The organism is Mesorhizobium sp. C399B (assembly GCF_030323185.1).
GTDB lineage: Bacteria > Pseudomonadota > Alphaproteobacteria > Rhizobiales > Rhizobiaceae > Mesorhizobium.
On the sequence record NZ_CP100472.1, the window covers coordinates 3,608,993 to 3,625,050 of the forward strand.

Genomic DNA, 16,058 nt, shown 5'->3' on the forward strand with positions numbered 1-16,058 from the left:
TTGGGCCGAAAGCTGCCGGTCGGCTTGCGACGCGCAGGTTAAATAGCGGACCATGCGAAAACGCCCCTGGCAGAGTACTTCAACGGCGGAACTCCTGAAATTGCGTCAGTCTCAATCGAGGTCTTCCCATTGTTGGAAATGGAGACCAAGGTGGCCACATGGAGCACTTAAATACGCAAACATTTGTGCTCGTGTCGACATTGATCATGGTCGGCCAAAACCTCGATCACCCGGCATTCGCCGACTCTACCATGGCGGCAGCCTTCAACCATCAGCTCGAGCTCGGCCTGCAAGGCTTTCAGGCTGCGGATACGCTGCGCAACGTCGGCGAGCCGTGCTTGGGCAATGGCGTCAGCCGTTGCACAAGGCTGTAAAGGGTTATCCTGCAAATCAAGTAGAGTGCGGATCGCTTCGATATCGAAGCCCAGTTCGCGGGAATGGCGAATAAACGCTAACCGGCGCAAGTCGCCACCTTCATATTGACGGCGGTTGCCGTCACTTCGCGCTGGCGCGGCAAGCAACCCTATCTGCTCGTAATAGCGAATGGTCGGTACTTTCACGCCGCTTTGGCGGGCGGCTTCGCCAATGGTCACTCCATTCAGCATATTTCGCTTGCTCCTCTAGTCGCTAGAGGATGTAGCGTCGCAGTCAAACGATACAAGAGGAATGTTATGACCGCGCTTCAAGCACAAACCCGTTATCGCGTCGCAGGCATGGATTGTGCCGGTTGCGCCACCAAAATCGATAAGGCGGTACGTCGCATCCCTGGCGTCGAAGATGTCAGCGTGTCCGTCACCGCCGGCACCATGACGGTCAGGCACACGCCCGAGAGTGACCTCGCCGAACTTGAAAAGAAGGTGACTGGCCTCGGCTACACGGTTGCCGAACTCAAGGTAAAGGGAAAGGTCGGGCTGGACGGGGCAGAGCACCATCACAATGACCACGACGATGCGGGCGACTACCATGCGGGCCATGCTCACGCCAGCCACGATCAGGTCAGCGAAAGTCAAGATGACCGCGAGGAGGGAATAGAGGGCCTTCACGGGCACGACCGCGCGCCAACCTCGGGGCCGTGGTGGAAGAGTCCCAAGGGTCGCCTGACGATCGCCAGCGGCGCGGCGCTGGTCCTTGCGTTTGCCATTCACTATGTGTGGCCGGCGTCCGGGGTGTGGGTCTTTATCGCGGCCATGCTGGTTGGCCTGGTGCCTATCGCCAAACGGGCCGTCATGGCCGCCGTCGCAGGCATTCCCTTCACCATCGAAATGCTCATGACCATAGCGGCCGTCGGTGCGGTCATTATCGGCGCCGGCCAGGAAGCTGCCACTGTGGTCTTCCTGTTCCTTGTCGGTGAGCTTCTCGAGGGCGTTGCCGCCGGAAAGGCGCGCTCGAGCATTCAAGCGCTGACCACGCTGGTCCCGAAAACGGCCTTCATTGAAAAGGGCGGCAAGACGCGCGAGGTGCCGGCCGAAAGCCTTGAAGTAGGCGCCATGATCATGGTGCGGCCGGGTGACCGGATTCCCGCCGATGGCGAGATCACCGAGGGTGAGAGCGCGATCGACGAATCCCCGGTGTCAGGCGAGAGCGTGCCGGTGCGCAAATGCGTCGGCGACAAGGTTTTCGCCGGCACCATCAATGGCGACGCTGTTTTGCGCATCAAGGTCACCGCCGTTGCCTCCGATAACACCATCGCGCGCGTCGTCAAGCTGGTCGAGGAAGTCCAGGAGAGCAAGGCGCCAACTGAGCGGTTCGTCGACCGCTTCTCGCGCTGGTACACGCCTGCTGTGGTCGGCGTGGCCGCGATGGTGGCCGTGGTTCCACCTCTCGTTTTCGGCGGCAACTGGAACGAATGGATCTACAAAGGCCTCGCCCTGTTGCTCATCGGCTGCCCCTGTGCCCTGGTCATCTCGGTCCCGGCGGCAATCGCCGCGTCGCTCTCGGCTGGCGCCAAGCGCGGCCTACTGATGAAGGGCGGGGCGGTCCTCGAGGCTCTCGGCAAGGTCACCGCCGTGGCGCTTGACAAGACCGGCACGCTCACGCTCGGCAAGCCCCAGGTCACCGACGTGGTTTCTTTCGGAAAATCAGAGGCCGAAGTGCTGCGTCTTGCTGCCGCCTTAGAGACCGGCTCAAACCATCCGCTTGCCATCGCCATCCTCGCAAAGGCGTCTGCAGACAAGGTTCAGGCTCCGGCCGCGTCCAAAGCGCAGGCTCTAGGTGGCAAGGGGGTCAAGGCGAACGTGGAAGGCACCGAAGTTTTCCTAGCATCGCCACAGGCGGCCGAGGATACGGCGAAGCTCACTGAGCTTCAAAAGTCTCAAATCGCCGCGCTCAATGACGAAGGCAAAACCGTTTCGGTCGTCCTCGTCGACAACAAGGTGGCGGGCGCCATTGCAATGCGTGATGAACCGCGCCCGGACGCTTTCGCTGGTCTCAAGGCGCTGACGGATTCCGGCATTAAGACCATCATGCTGACGGGCGACAACAAGCGGACAGCTGCCGCGATCGGCAAGCAACTCGGCATCGAGGTCCGCGCCGCGCTACTGCCAGAAGACAAGCAGCGTATTGTCGGAGAGCTGAAGGGAGAGGGCCTCATTGTGGCCAAGGTCGGCGATGGCATTAATGACGCGCCAGCCCTTGCGGCCGCCGATGTTGGTATTGCGATGGGCGGCGGCACTGACGTGGCTCTCGAAACCGCTGATGCAGCGGTGCTGCATGGCCGTGTCGGCGACGTTGCCGCGATGATTGCGCTGTCGAAGGCGACCATGGCCAACATCAAACAGAACATAACCATGGCGCTCGGCCTCAAGGCCGTCTTCCTCGTGACCACGGTCTTGGGAATCACCGGCCTGTGGCCGGCGATCATGGCCGATACCGGCGCGACCGTGCTGGTGACGGCCAATGCCATGCGCCTCCTGCGCTGGAAAGGGGCAGCGTGACGGCGGCGCCGCACCATGTGCTAGACTTGCGAAATGGCTGGTGCACACCGGCTTCGCCGCACCAGCCATATCGCTGAAGATCAAGCAGGCCTGGCCGGGACGGCCCGTACAGGCGACGCGATCAAGGGGTGCTGTTACAAATGATTGCGCTCAGCTCCCGTCCGACGACATCGCGCCGAGCAGCCTGCGTATATCGCCAAATCGCGCGATCGAGCCGAACACCAGTGCCGCCACCGCGACGAAGAACACCGACACCGAAGCCATGGTCGGTGTGTAGCCGTAGCGCAGCGCGTTGAAGATCTTGATGGGCAGCGTCTCGGTGGTGAAGCCGATCGTCATGTAGGCGACGATGTATTCGTTGAGCGACAAGACGAAGGCGAAGGCGTAGCCCGAGACGAGGTAGGGCAGGATCAACGGCAGCACCACGGTTTTCAGCACTGTGCGGTCATCGGCGCCCATGGTCGCCGCAGCCTCGACCAGCGAGCGGTCGATCGAGGCAAAGCCGAGCGACAGCGTCACCAGCGGCAGCGTCACGAAGAAGATGGCGTGGCTGATTATGGCGGTGAAGAACTGGCCGAACAGCCCGACCGTCGCCCAGAAGGAGAGGAAGCCGAGCGCGGTGATGACCGGCGGCAGGATGAAGGGCGCGAGGCCCAGCACCTGAAAAATGTTCGCCCATGGCGCGATGCGCCGCCACAGGAACCAAGCCAGCGGCAGCGCGACCGCCACGGCAATGGCCGCCGAGCAGACGGCCAGCGTCACCGAATGGATCAGCGCCAGCCGCCATTCCGGATCGGTGAAGATCTGGGCGTACCAGGCGAGCGAGAAACCGACCGGCGGGAAGGAGAGCTCCTGGCGCGAATTGACCGACACGCCGGCGACGACGATCAGCGGCGCCGCCAGGAACAGCGCGACGATGGTGAAATAGACACGGCGCAGCAAGGTCGCGGTCATAGGGCGTTCTCCCTTCGTCCGACGAGCAGTGTCAATCCGACCAGCGCCAGCGAGATCAGCACCAGGAACACCGCCATTGCGGCCGCGAACGGCATGTTGGACTGGTAGATCGCCTGGTCGGTGATCAACACCGACAGCGTCCAGTGTTGAGGCCGTCCCAGAATCTGCGGCAGCAGATAGGAGCCGAGGGCGAACACGAAGACCATGATCAGCGTCGCCACGATGGTGTTGCGGAGCGCCGGCGCGACGACGTTGAAGAAGGCGCGGATCGGCGAGGCGCCGAGCGTGCGCGCTGCCTCGAGCAATGTCGGGTCGAGGCGCACGAGGGCGGGGTACAGTACCAGGATCGTATAGGGCAGCGCCTGGTAGACCATGCCGGTCAGCACCGCGCCAAAGGTCGGCAGCAGCGCCACCGGCTTGTCCATCAGCCCGATCGCCACGAACAAATTGGTGATGCCGGCGGTGCGCGAAAACAGCGTCGACCAGGCAAAGCCGATGATGACCTCAGACAGCGATAGCACCGATAACAGACCGACCAGCCACAGCGTCTGCACGCGGCGCGGCCGACGGGTCAAAAGGTAGGTGAAGGGGAAGGCGATGGCGACGCAGCAGACGGCGACCAGCACCGCCAGCATCAGCGAAAAGCCGAGCACGCCGCCGAAGAACACCGACAGGAAGCGGGCGTAATTGTCGAACACGAAGTCCGGCGTGTAGAAACCGGACGGGTTGCGTTTGAAGAAGCTGACCGCGATCATCGTCGAGAACGGCACGACGAAGAAGACGACCAGCATCAGCGCCGGAAAGAACAGCGGCGTGTAGTCGGCTATCGACTTCGGGGGTTCGCGTCTCATGCGCCGAGCACCACGCAGCTTGCCGGTGGCAATGTTACGCCGACCTTGGCGCCGACCGGCACGTCATGCCGCTCGCGCGGCGTCGTTACCGCAATGATGCTGGTACCGCCGACGTCGACGAAGGTCTCGATGGTGCCGCCGAGATCGCGAACGAAACTCACCTCGCCGGTAATGGCCGAGCCGCCGGGGCTGCCCAGATGCACGTCCTCCGGGCGGACCGAAACAGACGCTTTGGTCTGACCCGCCGGCATGGCAAGACCTGGAATGGCTGTGCCCAGAATGGTGGTACGCCCGGTGCTGTCGATCTCGGCCGGCAGCAGATTGGTGATGCCGATGAAGTCGGCGACGAAGGCGTCGGCCGGCTTGCGGTAGATCTCGATCGGCGGCGCCGCCTGCAGGATTCTGCCGTGGCCCATGACGACGACCAGGTCGGCCATGGTCATGGCTTCGCGCTGGTCGTGGGTGACGACGATGGTGGTGATGCCCAACCGCTGCTGCAACTGGCGCAGTTCCACCTGCATGGCCTCGCGCAGTTTGGCGTCGAGCGCCGACAGCGGCTCGTCGAGCAGGAACAGTTTCGGCGACAGCGCCAAGGCCCGTGCAATTGCCACGCGCTGGCGCTGACCGCCCGACAGTTTGGCCACCGGGCGGTCGGCAAAGCCGGTCAGATGGATGAGGCCCAGCAACTCGTCGACGCGCTTCTTCTGCTCCTCCTTCGAGGCGCCGCGAATGCGCAGCGCATAGGCGATGTTGTCGCCAACAGAGAGATGCGGAAACAGGGCCAGCGACTGGAACACCATGCCGAGATTGCGCTTGTGCGTCGGCAAAGGCGTGATGTCCTCGCCGTCGAGCACGATGGCGCCGCTGGTCGGCTCCTCCAGTCCGGCAATCATGCGCAGCAGCGTGGTCTTTCCGCAGCCCGATGGGCCGAGCAGACACACGAACGTGCCATGCGGCACGTTGAGCTGGACATTGTCGACGGCGGCGAAGTTGCCGAATTTTTTGGTGACGGCGTTGATATCTAGTCCGGACATGCTCATCCCTCTCAGGCTGTGCGCTGGAGCAATTCCAGGAAATGGCCGCCGGAGGAAATCCGGCGGCCGATCAGTTTTCAAGCGGAACGGGCGGCTCAGCCGACGATCAGCTCGGTCCACTTCTGGTTGATCCAGTCGGCCTTCGACGTATAGAGGTCATAGCGCGGGATGATCGGATCGATATCCGACGACACCGCGGCGAACTCTTCCGGCTTGAGGTCGAGCACCTCTTTCTTCAGCGTCGGCGTGGTGCCGACCTTGCGCGACATCAGGCCCTGCATCGACGGCTGGCTCATATAGTCGATGAAGGCATGCGCCTCGTCGACCTTGGTCGAGGCGCGCGACAGCACCCAATTGCCGGAATCCTGGATGCCGCCTTCCTTCGGGAAGGTCGAGCGGACATGGAAGCCGTCGGCGACCGCGAGGCCGGTGACGTCGTGATAATACTGGCCCATCGGGATCTCGCCCGACTTCAGCGCCTGCTCGAACTGCGCCTCGTCGCGATACCACAGCCGGACATTCGGCTTGAGCTCGGCGAGCTTTTCGAACGCCTTGTTCAGTCCGTCCTCGGTGTCGAGCGCATTGGTGCCGCCCATGAAGGTCTTGGCTGTCACTTCGAGCAGGAACGAGTTCGAGGCAAGCGCCAGGAGGCCAAGCTTGTCCTCATTGGCCTTGTCCCACAGCGTCTCCCATGAGGTCGGCGCATCCTTGTAGACATCGGTGTTGGAGACCAGCGTGATCCACCAGGCGACGGCGCCGATGCCGGCGACCCGGCCATCCGGATATTTGTTGACGAAGCGCGGCAAGAGGTCGTTGTAGTGCTTGAACTTCGACGTATCGAGCGGCGTCCACAATTCGGTCGACTGGCCCTTCAGCGTCGAGGTCTGCGACATCATCGAAAGGTCGGCCGGCGCCTGGCCGGCCTTGGACGCTTGTTCGAGCTGCACCAGCCAGGCTTCGCCGGTCGGCTCGGCGACCGATTCCACTGCAATGCCGGTGGCCTTGGTGAAATCGGGGAAGACGTGCTCGTCGAAGGATTTCTTGAAATAGCCGCCATAGACGCCGACCTTCAGCGACTTGTCCTGCGCGCGCAGGATCGACGGCATGGCGAGCACGCCGGCTGTAGCGAGGCCCGCACCAAGCACGCCGCGCCGTGTCAGGGATTTTCCAATCAGTCTGTTCATCTGGTTTCTCCTCAGTTGATGCCGTTCTATTCCGGCAGGTTCCCTTCACGCACTGTCGCCGCCTGGCGTCAGTGGGCCGCCGCTCGTTGTTCGAGCGTACGGGCGTATTGCGTCAGTGGAAAGCACATGACGAAGAAGATCAGCGCCACCAGCCCGTAGACCTTGAACGGTTCGAAGGTGGCGTTGTTGATGGCGTTGGAGGTTCTGACCAGCTCCTCGAAGCCGATGATCGAGGTCAGCGCCGTCGATTTGATCAACTGCACCAGGAAGCCGACGATCGGCGCCCTTGTGATCGAGAACGCCTGCGGCAGGATGATCAGCCTGAGCTCCTGCAGACGGTGCAGCCCAAGGCTGGCGCCAGCGTCCCACTGCCCGCGCGGCAGCGCATCGACGCCGCTGCGCCAGATCTCGGCCAGATAGGCGCTGGCGAAGAAGGTCAGGCCGAGCACCGCTGCCGTCCATGGCTCGATGCGCAGGCCGAGCATCGGCAGGCCGAAGAACATCAGGAACAGCTGCATCAACAGCGGCGTTCCCTGGAACAGGGCGATGTAGCCGGAAGCGATGCGCCGGCTCCATTTATTTTCGGCGATGCGGAAGAACAGCACGATCAGCCCTACCACCGCCCCGCCGACAAAGGCCGCCAGCGACAACAGCACCGTCCAGCGGGCGGCGAGCAGCAGATTGCGAACGATGTCCCAGAAGGTGAATTCGATCATGTGACACCTGCCCCCAACACGCGGCGCCCGCCTGTGACCAGCAGCCGGCGCAAGGCCATGGACAGGACGAGGTAGACCAAGGTCACGACGAAATAGGTTTCGAAGGACCGGAAGGTGCGGGCTTGCAGCATGTCGGCCTCATAGGTCAGCTCGCGCACGGCGATCTGCGACACCACGGCCGATTCCAGCATCATGATGACGATCTGGCTGGTCAGCGCCGGGTAGATCACCTTGAGCGCCTGCGGCAGCACGATCTTGACAAACACCTGGCGTGGCCGAAGCCCGAGTGCCAAGGCGGCTTCCGTCTGTCCGCCGGGCACGGCATCGAGGCCGGCGCCGACGATTTCAATCGTGTAGGCCGCCATGTTGAGCGTCATTGCCAGCATGGCGGCCAGGATCGGATCGAGCCTTATGCCGAGGCTGGGCAGGCCGAAGAAGATGAAGAACAGCTGCACCAGGAACGGCGTGTTGCGCATCACCTCGACATAGACCGCGATGGCGCGCTTCACGAATACCGGGCCGTTGCGCCGGCCGGCAGCGCCCAGGATGCTGAGCAGCGTGCCCACGAGCGTGGTCACGACGATCAACAGGATCGTCGTGGCCGCGCCGCGCGCGATGTCGCCCACAGCACCTGGGAGCCAGGCAAAGGCCACGAGAACTCAATCCTTGAGGTTGTCGGGATTGAGCGGCGTCTTCAGCCAGGCCTTCGAGCTCTCATCGAGCTTGCCGTCGGCCAGCATCTTGGCAACCGCATCATTGACCGCCGTCTTCAGCCGGTCCTCTTTCTTGTTGAGGCCGATATGCGAAGGCGAGGTCAAAAGCTGGAACTTCTGCTCCGGCTTCAGCGCGTCCTGCTTGGCCAGCACCTGGGCGCCGACATCATTGCCGACCACCATCAGCTGGGTCTGGCCCGAGATGAAGGCCTGGATGACGGAATTGTAGTTGTCGAAGCGCTTGATGTCGGCCGATGCCGGCGCCGCTTCGGTCAGCGACGTATCCTCCAGCGTGCCGCGATTGACGGCGATCGACTTGTCGGCGAGATCTTCCTTGCCTTTGATCGAAAGCGCTGCCGGACCGATGACGGCGATGTAATAGGGCGCATAGGCGGCGGCGAAATCGATGACCTCCTCGCGCTCCTTGGAATAGCCGACGCTCATCAGGATATCGACGCGCTTGTCGGTGAGATACGGGATGCGGTTCTGGCCGGTGACGCTGACCAGATTGAGCTTCACCTTAAGTGAATCGGCGATCGCCTGCGCGACGTCGACGTCGTAACCCTTGATGCTCATATCGGCGCTGGCCGAGGAGAAGGGCGGAAAGTCGGAGAAGATGCCGACATTGATGGCGCCGGCCTTGGTGATGTCGTCGACGGCGTCGGCATTGGCCTGGGAGGCGAAGCCGAGGCCGGCGAGCATCAGCGCAGCGGCGATAATTGATTTCATATGGATTGTCATTGGTATTCCCCTTCTGGAAGCTTGTTTGTTTTGGAAACGGCCGCCGGCTCCAGCGCGGCGGCCGCCTTTGCATGTGAAATCCGTCAGGCCCCCTTGCCGGTGATCGCCGGGCTGAACACCATCAGGCTCAGGATCTCGAACAGGACCTGGGCGCCGACATGGGCGGTGTTGGTGGTCGCGTCATATTGCGGCGCCACCTCGACGACATCGCCGCCGACAATGTTGAGGCCTTTCAAGCCGCGCAGCAGTTCGAGCACCTCGCGCGTCGTCAGGCCGCCTATTTCCGGCGTGCCGGTACCCGGCGCGAAGGCCGGATCGACACTGTCGACGTCGAAGGAAATGTAGGTCGGGCCGTCGCCGACTATTCTGCGCGCCTTCTCGATGATGGCCGGAATGCCGAGACCCGTCACCTCTTCGGCATGCACGACCGTCATGCCGGATTCATAGGTGAACTCCCACAGATACTCCGCCGAGCCGCGGATGCCGATCTGGATGGTGCGGGTGGGGTCGAGCACGCCGTCCAGCACCGCGTTGCGGAACGGTCCGCCATGATGGAACTTGGTCATGTCGAACAGCCCGCTTGTGTCGCAATGAGCGTCGATGTGGATCATGCCGACCGGCGCCTTTTTGCCGACCGCCTTCAGGATCGGATGGCTGATCGAGTGGTCGCCTCCGACCGAGAGCGGCAGCACGCCGGCATCGACGATCTGGTTGGTGCGGCGCTCGATATCCTCGTGGCTGATCTCCAGCCGGTAACGGCTGCGGAACGGCGTATCGCCGATGTCGGCGACGCGAAGCTCATGCGTCGGCGCGCATTCCAGCACATGATTGTAGGGGCCTATGCGCTCGATGGCGCGCAGCGCCCTGGGTCCAAAGCGCGAGCCGGGCCGGTTGGTGACGCCGAGATCCATCGGCACGCCGATGATCGCCACCTGCAAATCGCCGAAATCGGGATTGTCGGCTGCGATTTCGCGATAGGGCGCGGCGAGGAAGGTCGGGATGCCGGCATAGGGCGCGAGTCGGGTGCCGCTCTTGGAGAAGATCTTGTCGGCGACCTTGCGGAACTTCGGGTCGAACATCTCGCCGCCATGGCTCTCGCCATATTTGCGGCGCAGCGCGTCGAGCTTGCCTCTGTCATAACCCATGTCGGTCTCCTCCTGCGGGCTGATGCATGCGGCCGTGGCGACACCTGCGAACTGACCATCATCCGGCGGGGCCGCTGTCCCGCTGGCTGCCTGTAGATTTCACGTCATTGATGCTGTTGACCTGCCAAAGTGTCCGGCAGCGGCATTGAAAAATCAATTGATATTGTTACGGTGCTGATTGTGAGAAAATCTCACAGAGTATCCGGTTGCTCATGGCCAAGCGTCTGCCCCCCTTGAATCCCCTGCGCGCCTTCGAGGCGACGGCGCGGCATGCCTCGCTGACCAAGGCGGCGAGTGAGCTCAACGTCACCCATGGCGCGATCAGCCACCAGATCAAGGCGCTCGAGCAATCACTCGGCGTAAAACTGTTCGAACGCACCGGACAGCGGGTAAAGCTCACCCCGCACGGCGCCGAATTGCTGCCGGCCGTCTCGACCGCCTTCGACGGCATCGCCGCCGCCACCCAGCGCATGACCAGGCCAGCCAGCGCCGGTACGCTGTCGGTCTCCTGCGTGCCGGCGCTGCTGCTTCTGTGGATGACGCCGCGGCTCGGCAGCTTCATGGCGCAATATCCTGACATCAGGTTGACGCTGATCCCGTCCAACGACCCCAAGGACATCCGCGCCCCACAGGTCGATGTCTGCGTGCTCTATGGCGACGGCAGCTGGACCGATTGCTGGATGCGCAAATGGTCGGGCCTCGAACTGTTCCCGGTGGTCAGTCCGACGCTGATCAACAACCGGCCGCTCCGCATCTGCCGGGATCTTGCTGGCCATGTCATCCTGCATGGCGATGATGGCCGCGAATGGCACACCTGGCTGGCCGCCGCCGATGGGCTCGACCTCGAACGTGGCCGCCGTCACCATCTCGGCGACGCCCGCACGGCGATCGAAGCCGCGGTGCATGGCCACGGCGTCGCGCTCGGCGATTCCGTCACCGCCAGCATGCTGCTCGCCAGGGGCCTGCTGGTGGCGCCGTTCAGCCTGTCGGTGCCGGCGGTCGACGATTTCTATGTGGTCTGCCGCAACGAGATGCGTTCAGCGCCGATCGTACAGCTGTTCGTCGACTGGCTGTTCGCCGAAAAGGAACAGGCCGACAGCCGCGCCGACGCGCCGGTGGCCGGCCGCATCGGCAGCCGCCGGAAGCGTCCGGCGCTGCGGGTGGTGGGCGCCAAGAGTTGAGGCTGGACCGGAGCGACTGCTTTTTGTCGGGCCAGCCCGGAAAGCGGGAGGCGCTTTCAAAAATTCGATGCTAATAAGCTCTTGCCGGGCAATTCCAGGAAAACTGTGCGGCGGTTTCCCGTCCGGAATTGCGTAAGAAAGACGTGAGCAGCGAAGGCGACGGCAGGACATGGCAAGAACCGATATAGCGCGGCGCGTCTATAACCACACCTGGAAGCTGGACCCGATCGTCCGCAGCCTGCTCGACACCGATTTCTACAAGCTTCTGATGCTGCAGATGATCTGGGGCATGTACCCCAAGGTCGACGCCACCTTTTCGCTGATCAACCGCACTACCTCGGTGCGGCTTGCCGACGACATCGACGAAGGCGAATTGCGCGACCAGCTCGACCATGCCCGCACGCTGCGCTTCTCCAAGAAGGAGATGATCTGGCTTGGCGGTAACAATTTCTATGGCCGCAAGCAGATCTTCGAGCCGGAATTCCTCGCCTGGCTGGAAGGTTTTCGGCTGCCCGACTACGAGCTCTCCAAGCGCGACGGACAGTACGAGCTCTCCTTCAGTGGCCCCTGGATGTACACTACGCTGTGGGAAATCCCGGCGCTGGCGATCATCAATGAGCTTCGTTCCCGCGCCGCCATGCGCGCCTTCGGTCCCTTCGCGCTTGACGTGCTCTATGCACGCGCCAAGGGGAAGATGTGGGCCAAGACCGAACGCTTGAAGGCGCTGCCCGGCATCCGCATCTCCGATTTCGGCACCCGCCGCCGCCATTCCTTCCTGTGGCAGCGCTGGTGCGTCGAGGCGCTCAAGGAAGGCATTGGCGAAGCCTTCACCGGCACCTCGAACGTGCTGCTGGCCATGGACAACGACCTCGAAGCGCTCGGCACCAACGCGCATGAGCTGCCGATGGTTTTTGCCGCCCTTGCCAAGTCGGAAAAGGAATTGAAGGAATCACCCTACAAGGTGCTGCAGGACTGGCAGCGCTATTACGGCGGCAACCTGCTGATCGTGCTGCCCGACGCTTTCGGCACCGCATCCTTCCTGCGCGACGCCCCGGACTGGGTCGCCGACTGGACCGGCTTCCGCCCCGACAGCGCGCCGCCGATCGAAGGCGGCGAAAAAATCATCGACTGGTGGCGCGAGAAGGGCAAGGACCCCAGGCAGAAGCTGCTGATCTTCTCCGACGGTCTCGAGGTCGAAACCATTGAGGAGACCTACAGGCACTTCAAGGGCAAGGTGCGCATGTCCTTCGGCTGGGGCACCAACCTCACCAACGATTTCGAAGGCTGCGCGCCGACCGAAACCAACAGCCTGGATGCGATATCGCTGGTCTGCAAGGTAACGGAGGCCAATGGCCGGCCGGCGGTGAAGCTGTCGGACAATCCGGCGAAAGCGACGGGCGACAAGAAGGAGATCGAGCGCTATCTCCGGATTTTCGGGGCGAAGGACCGCGTGGAGCAGCTGGTCAAGGTTTGAGGGTCGGCGGGTGCCTTGCTGGACGAAATGGAAATCGCGATAGCGTGAGTTCCCGCCCACCCCCTCTGTCCTGCCGGACATCTCCCCCGCAAGGGGGGAGATTACCCCGTCATCTCCGCCTTCGCTAATCTCCGACGTTGCAAAGGAAGCGCCGGCAGGGCAACTGCCAATCTCCCCCCTTGAGGGGGAGATGTCCGGCAGGACAGAGGGGGGCGTCGTAGAGCGCGGCTGTCACCGGCCAACCCTTATCACCACCACCCTCACACTCCTCCCCACCCCTGCCTTCGCCCACGCCTCCGACCGCGGCCACGTCCTCCTGCTTCCCACCGGCTACTACATCGCCGGCGGCGCGCTTGCCGTCGCGGTCAGCTTCCTCGTCCTCGCCCTGCTGCCACCCGCAACCCTCGACCGCTTCTGGCGCCGCCGCTTACAACTTTTCACCTTCAGCGACACCGCCCGCACAATCATCAGCCTCATCTCCTTTGCCGGCTTCGCAACGCTCATCGCCGCCGGCCTGTTCGGCAGCAGCGACCCGCTCTCCAATCCGCTGTCGCTAACCATCTGGACGCTGCTCTGGGTCGGCCTTGCCATCGCGCAAGGCCTGTTCGGCGATCTCTGGTCGTGGCTGAATCCATGGTATGGCCCGCGGCGGATCGAAAGCCGCCTGTTCAAGCTTCGTGGCGGTGAGGGACAGAAATCGCGTTTGCCTTCATGGCTCGGCCGCTGGCCGGCCGTTATCCTGTTCTTCGCCTTCGCCTGGTTCGAACTGATCTATCCGGCGCCCGACGACCCGGCGCGGCTGGCCTATGCCGCCGGCCTCTACTGGTTGCTTACCTTCATCGCCATGCTCGCCTTCGGCTACCGCGATTGGAGCCGGCGCGGCGAATTCCTGACGATCTTTTTCGCCATGGTGGCTCGTTTCGCCATCGTCGAGCGCGATGAACACGGTCGCCTCGCTCTCTGCTGGCCGGGCTCAAAACTGCTCGGCGCAGCGCCCCTGCCGGCAAGCGGTATGGCCGTCCTGCTGCTCAGCCTGTCATCGGTGTCCTTCGACGGCCTGTCGAAAACCTTCTTCTGGCTCGGCCTGTTCGGCATCAACCCGCTGGAATATCCCGGCCGCACGGCGCTCATCGGCATAAGCAGCTTTGGCCTCGTGCTGACCTTCGTCCTGCTCGCGGCGGCATTCCTGCTGGCCGTCATACTCGGCCAGCGCCTTGCCGGCAGCCGACATTCCCACGGCGAGGCCGCCGGGCTGCTGGTCTGGTCGATCGTACCGATCGCGCTCGCCTATCATGTCGCGCACTATCTGACGGCGCTGCTGGTCGACGGCCAGTATGCGATTGCCGCTTTGTCCGACCCGTTCGCGCTGGGATGGAACCTGTTCGGCGCCGCCGACATGCAGATCGAGGCCGGCCTCGTCGCCGGGGCCCACTCCGCCTGGTGGCTGTGGAACCTGCAGGCCGGCATCATCATCGTCGGGCACATGCTGGCGGTGCTCGTTGCCCATGGACTGGCCTGGCGACTGCACCAGGCGCCATCGCGCGCCGCCCTCAGCCAGTTGCCGCTCACCATGCTGATGATTGCCTACACGATCTTCGGCCTGTGGTTGCTTGCCACGCCGACGGCCGGATGAGACAAGCTGATCCACATGCCTTTGCGGAAAGCCCGCTTGCAAGCTCTGTGCTTTGGTGATTTAGTTTGTACACATGCAATTTCTGCCCCTCCTGCAAGGGAGTGGCCTTGCCTCGTTACAGACAGTCAAAACTCAAAAACAGGGGAACTGCCGTGACTGACAAGAATGGGTTTTTCGATCTCTCCAAATCCACCCTTAGCCGCCGCACCGCGCTGAAAGGTCTCGCCGCCGGCGCCGGGCTGACGCTCGCGCCCGGCTTCGTCCGCTACAGCCAGGCGCAGAGTTCGGCGCCAATCAAGATCGGCTTCCAGTCGCACCGCACCGGCATCGGCGCCGCCTATGGCCGCTGGTATGAAAAGACCAGTGCCGCCGCGGTCAAGGCGATCAACGACGCCGGCGGCATCAATGGCCGACCTGTCGAACTGGTGATCGAGGATGACGGCACCGATCCCGGCCGTGGCGCCGAGGTGGTCGGCAAGTTCGCCACCCAGCACAAGACCGACATCGTCTTCGGCACGCTGTTCTCGCATGTGGTGATCGGCTCGGCGCCGGCCGCCGGCGAAAACAAGATCCCTTATTTCGTCGTCAGCGAAGGCCACCACGTCGCTTCGACCAAGCTCAACCGCTATGTCTTCCAGCCTGGCATCACCGATGTGAAGAGCCAGATCCAGTCGATGGCGCCATGGATCGCGGCCAATGCCGGCAAGAAGGTGACGCAGATCTTCCCCGATTTCGCCTTCGGCTACGACCATCGCGACTACCTGCCGCCGGCGCTGAAGGCGCAAGGCGCCGAGGTCATCGCCCAGATCGCCATCCCGCCGACAGAGTCATCTTTCACGAAATACTTCCCGCAGATCCCGGCCGAGACCGAAGTCATCTACCACGTGATGGTCGGCCCGGCCGTGCTCACCTTCGTCAAGGAACTCGGCGAGTTCTACGGCTCCAACCGGCCGCAACTGTTCGGCTTCATCGATTCGCTCGAAGCCACCGACATCAACAGCCCCGGCCTCGAATTTTTGGACGGCAGCCATTTCTGGGAAGGTTCGCCGCGCTATGCGCAGGCCAATGACTCGGCCGCCCAGAAAGCCTACCGCGCCGCTGTCGGCATCGACGACAATGGGGCTGCCGTCGGCGACCCCAAGGACGTCTCCACCGCCGCCCACATGTTCGGCTGCTGGGAGACGCTCTATGTCGTTAAGAAGGCGATGGAAGATGCCGGCTACAAGGGCCCGGAAGACCGCGCCAAGCTGGTCGAGGCGACCGAGGCGCTGACCGAATTCGCCGAAGGGCCGGAGCATCCGCAGGGGCCGAAGACCTTCAACGGCAAGATCCACCAGTGTTTTGGCATCCAGAACATCTCCAAGGTCGAAGGTGGCAAGCTGAATGTCGTCCACAAGACCAAGATCGAGGACGGGCTTTACGAGGCCGAAGGGGATTATACGACGCAGGCGCTGTGAGGCGCCTTACCCTCCCCCTTGTGGGGAGGGTCGGCACGCAAG

14 protein-coding genes are annotated in these 16,058 nt (G+C 63.0%); 5 read left to right on the forward strand and 9 right to left on the reverse strand.

Annotation, left to right across the window (positions count from 1 at the left end):
• Positions 1-167 precede the first annotated feature (167 nt).
• Positions 168-602, reverse strand: coding sequence for a MerR family transcriptional regulator (locus NLY36_RS17450; protein ID WP_155921645.1), 435 nt, complete (start codon positions 600-602; stop codon positions 168-170).
• Positions 603-671: 69 nt separating this feature from the next.
• Here NLY36_RS17450 and NLY36_RS17455 point away from each other — a divergent pair, with 69 nt between their 5' ends.
• A complete protein-coding gene (locus NLY36_RS17455; RefSeq protein ID WP_023736906.1) occupies positions 672-2,933 on the forward strand; it encodes a heavy metal translocating P-type ATPase in 2,262 nt (753 codons plus the stop codon).
• 150 nt (positions 2,934-3,083) lie between these two features.
• On the opposite strand, the gene NLY36_RS17460 is transcribed toward NLY36_RS17455, so the two are convergent.
• The 8 genes from NLY36_RS17460 to speB all read right to left on the reverse strand — a co-directional run bounded on the left by NLY36_RS17460 (position 3,084) and on the right by speB (position 10,271).
• Complete coding sequence (locus tag NLY36_RS17460; RefSeq protein ID WP_023671272.1) at positions 3,084-3,887, reverse strand: ABC transporter permease; 804 nt, start codon at positions 3,885-3,887, stop codon at positions 3,084-3,086.
• Positions 3,884-4,738 carry an ABC transporter permease gene (locus tag NLY36_RS17465; RefSeq protein WP_023736905.1) on the reverse strand — a complete coding sequence of 285 codons (855 nt, stop codon included), beginning with the start codon at positions 4,736-4,738 and terminating at the stop codon, positions 3,884-3,886. Before NLY36_RS17465 ends, NLY36_RS17460 begins: the two co-directional genes overlap by 4 nt.
• A complete protein-coding gene (locus NLY36_RS17470; protein ID WP_023671274.1) occupies positions 4,735-5,772 on the reverse strand; it encodes an ABC transporter ATP-binding protein in 1,038 nt (345 codons plus the stop codon). The genes NLY36_RS17465 and NLY36_RS17470 overlap by 4 nt, the downstream gene beginning before the upstream one ends.
• A 95-nt stretch (positions 5,773-5,867) precedes the next feature.
• Positions 5,868-6,956 (reverse strand): ABC transporter substrate-binding protein, encoded by a 1,089-nt coding sequence (locus tag NLY36_RS17475; RefSeq protein ID WP_023671275.1) that lies wholly within the window; start codon positions 6,954-6,956, stop codon positions 5,868-5,870.
• Between the two features lie 68 nt (positions 6,957-7,024).
• Positions 7,025-7,672: an amino acid ABC transporter permease gene (locus tag NLY36_RS17480; protein WP_023671276.1), complete on the reverse strand. Its 648-nt coding sequence runs from the start codon at positions 7,670-7,672 to the stop codon at positions 7,025-7,027.
• Entirely contained in the window at positions 7,669-8,325 is a 657-nt protein-coding gene (locus NLY36_RS17485; RefSeq protein WP_023683571.1) for an amino acid ABC transporter permease, read from the reverse strand. The genes NLY36_RS17480 and NLY36_RS17485 overlap by 4 nt, the downstream gene beginning before the upstream one ends.
• 6 nt (positions 8,326-8,331) lie before the next feature.
• The gene (locus tag NLY36_RS17490; protein WP_023736904.1) at positions 8,332-9,126 is read right to left on the reverse strand and encodes a transporter substrate-binding domain-containing protein; all 795 of its coding nucleotides are present in this window, start codon (positions 9,124-9,126) and stop codon (positions 8,332-8,334) included.
• Positions 9,127-9,209: 83 nt separating this feature from the next.
• Positions 9,210-10,271, reverse strand: coding sequence for an agmatinase (gene speB / locus NLY36_RS17495; protein ID WP_023736903.1), 1,062 nt, complete (start codon positions 10,269-10,271; stop codon positions 9,210-9,212).
• Positions 10,272-10,483: 212 nt separating this feature from the next.
• Here speB and gcvA point away from each other — a divergent pair, with 212 nt between their 5' ends.
• From gcvA to NLY36_RS17515, 4 genes are all read left to right on the forward strand, one after another.
• Positions 10,484-11,452: a transcriptional regulator GcvA gene (gene gcvA / locus NLY36_RS17500; RefSeq protein ID WP_023671280.1), complete on the forward strand. Its 969-nt coding sequence runs from the start codon at positions 10,484-10,486 to the stop codon at positions 11,450-11,452.
• A 169-nt stretch (positions 11,453-11,621) separates the two neighbouring features.
• Positions 11,622-12,926, forward strand: a complete 1,305-nt coding sequence (gene pncB / locus NLY36_RS17505; protein WP_023683568.1) for a nicotinate phosphoribosyltransferase — start codon at positions 11,622-11,624, stop codon at positions 12,924-12,926.
• Positions 12,927-13,116: 190 nt separating this feature from the next.
• A complete protein-coding gene (locus NLY36_RS17510) occupies positions 13,117-14,559 on the forward strand; it encodes a hypothetical protein (protein ID WP_023736902.1) in 1,443 nt (480 codons plus the stop codon).
• Positions 14,560-14,711: 152 nt separating this feature from the next.
• Positions 14,712-16,016 (forward strand): ABC transporter substrate-binding protein, encoded by a 1,305-nt coding sequence (locus NLY36_RS17515; protein WP_023732666.1) that lies wholly within the window; start codon positions 14,712-14,714, stop codon positions 16,014-16,016.
• Positions 16,017-16,058 lie beyond the last annotated feature (42 nt).

Excerpts from the sequence above, each read along its gene's own strand:
- NLY36_RS17475 (WP_023671275.1), bottom strand. The coding sequence starts at position 6,956 with ATGAACAGACTGATTGGAAAATCCCTGACACGGCGCGGCGTGCTTGGT.
- NLY36_RS17460 (WP_023671272.1), bottom strand. The coding sequence starts at position 3,887 with ATGACCGCGACCTTGCTGCGCCGTGTCTATTTCACCATCGTCGCGCTG.
- NLY36_RS17455 (WP_023736906.1), top strand. The coding sequence starts at position 672 with ATGACCGCGCTTCAAGCACAAACCCGTTATCGCGTCGCAGGCATGGAT.
- speB (WP_023736903.1), bottom strand. The coding sequence starts at position 10,271 with ATGGGTTATGACAGAGGCAAGCTCGACGCGCTGCGCCGCAAATATGGC.
- NLY36_RS17510 (WP_023736902.1), top strand. The coding sequence starts at position 13,117 with ATGTCCGGCAGGACAGAGGGGGGCGTCGTAGAGCGCGGCTGTCACCGG.
- NLY36_RS17470 (WP_023671274.1), bottom strand. The coding sequence starts at position 5,772 with ATGTCCGGACTAGATATCAACGCCGTCACCAAAAAATTCGGCAACTTC.
- NLY36_RS17490 (WP_023736904.1), bottom strand. The coding sequence starts at position 9,126 with ATGACAATCCATATGAAATCAATTATCGCCGCTGCGCTGATGCTCGCC.
- NLY36_RS17480 (WP_023671276.1), bottom strand. The coding sequence starts at position 7,672 with ATGATCGAATTCACCTTCTGGGACATCGTTCGCAATCTGCTGCTCGCC.
- gcvA (WP_023671280.1), top strand. The coding sequence starts at position 10,484 with ATGGCCAAGCGTCTGCCCCCCTTGAATCCCCTGCGCGCCTTCGAGGCG.
- pncB (WP_023683568.1), top strand. The coding sequence starts at position 11,622 with ATGGCAAGAACCGATATAGCGCGGCGCGTCTATAACCACACCTGGAAG.
- NLY36_RS17465 (WP_023736905.1), bottom strand. The coding sequence starts at position 4,738 with ATGAGACGCGAACCCCCGAAGTCGATAGCCGACTACACGCCGCTGTTC.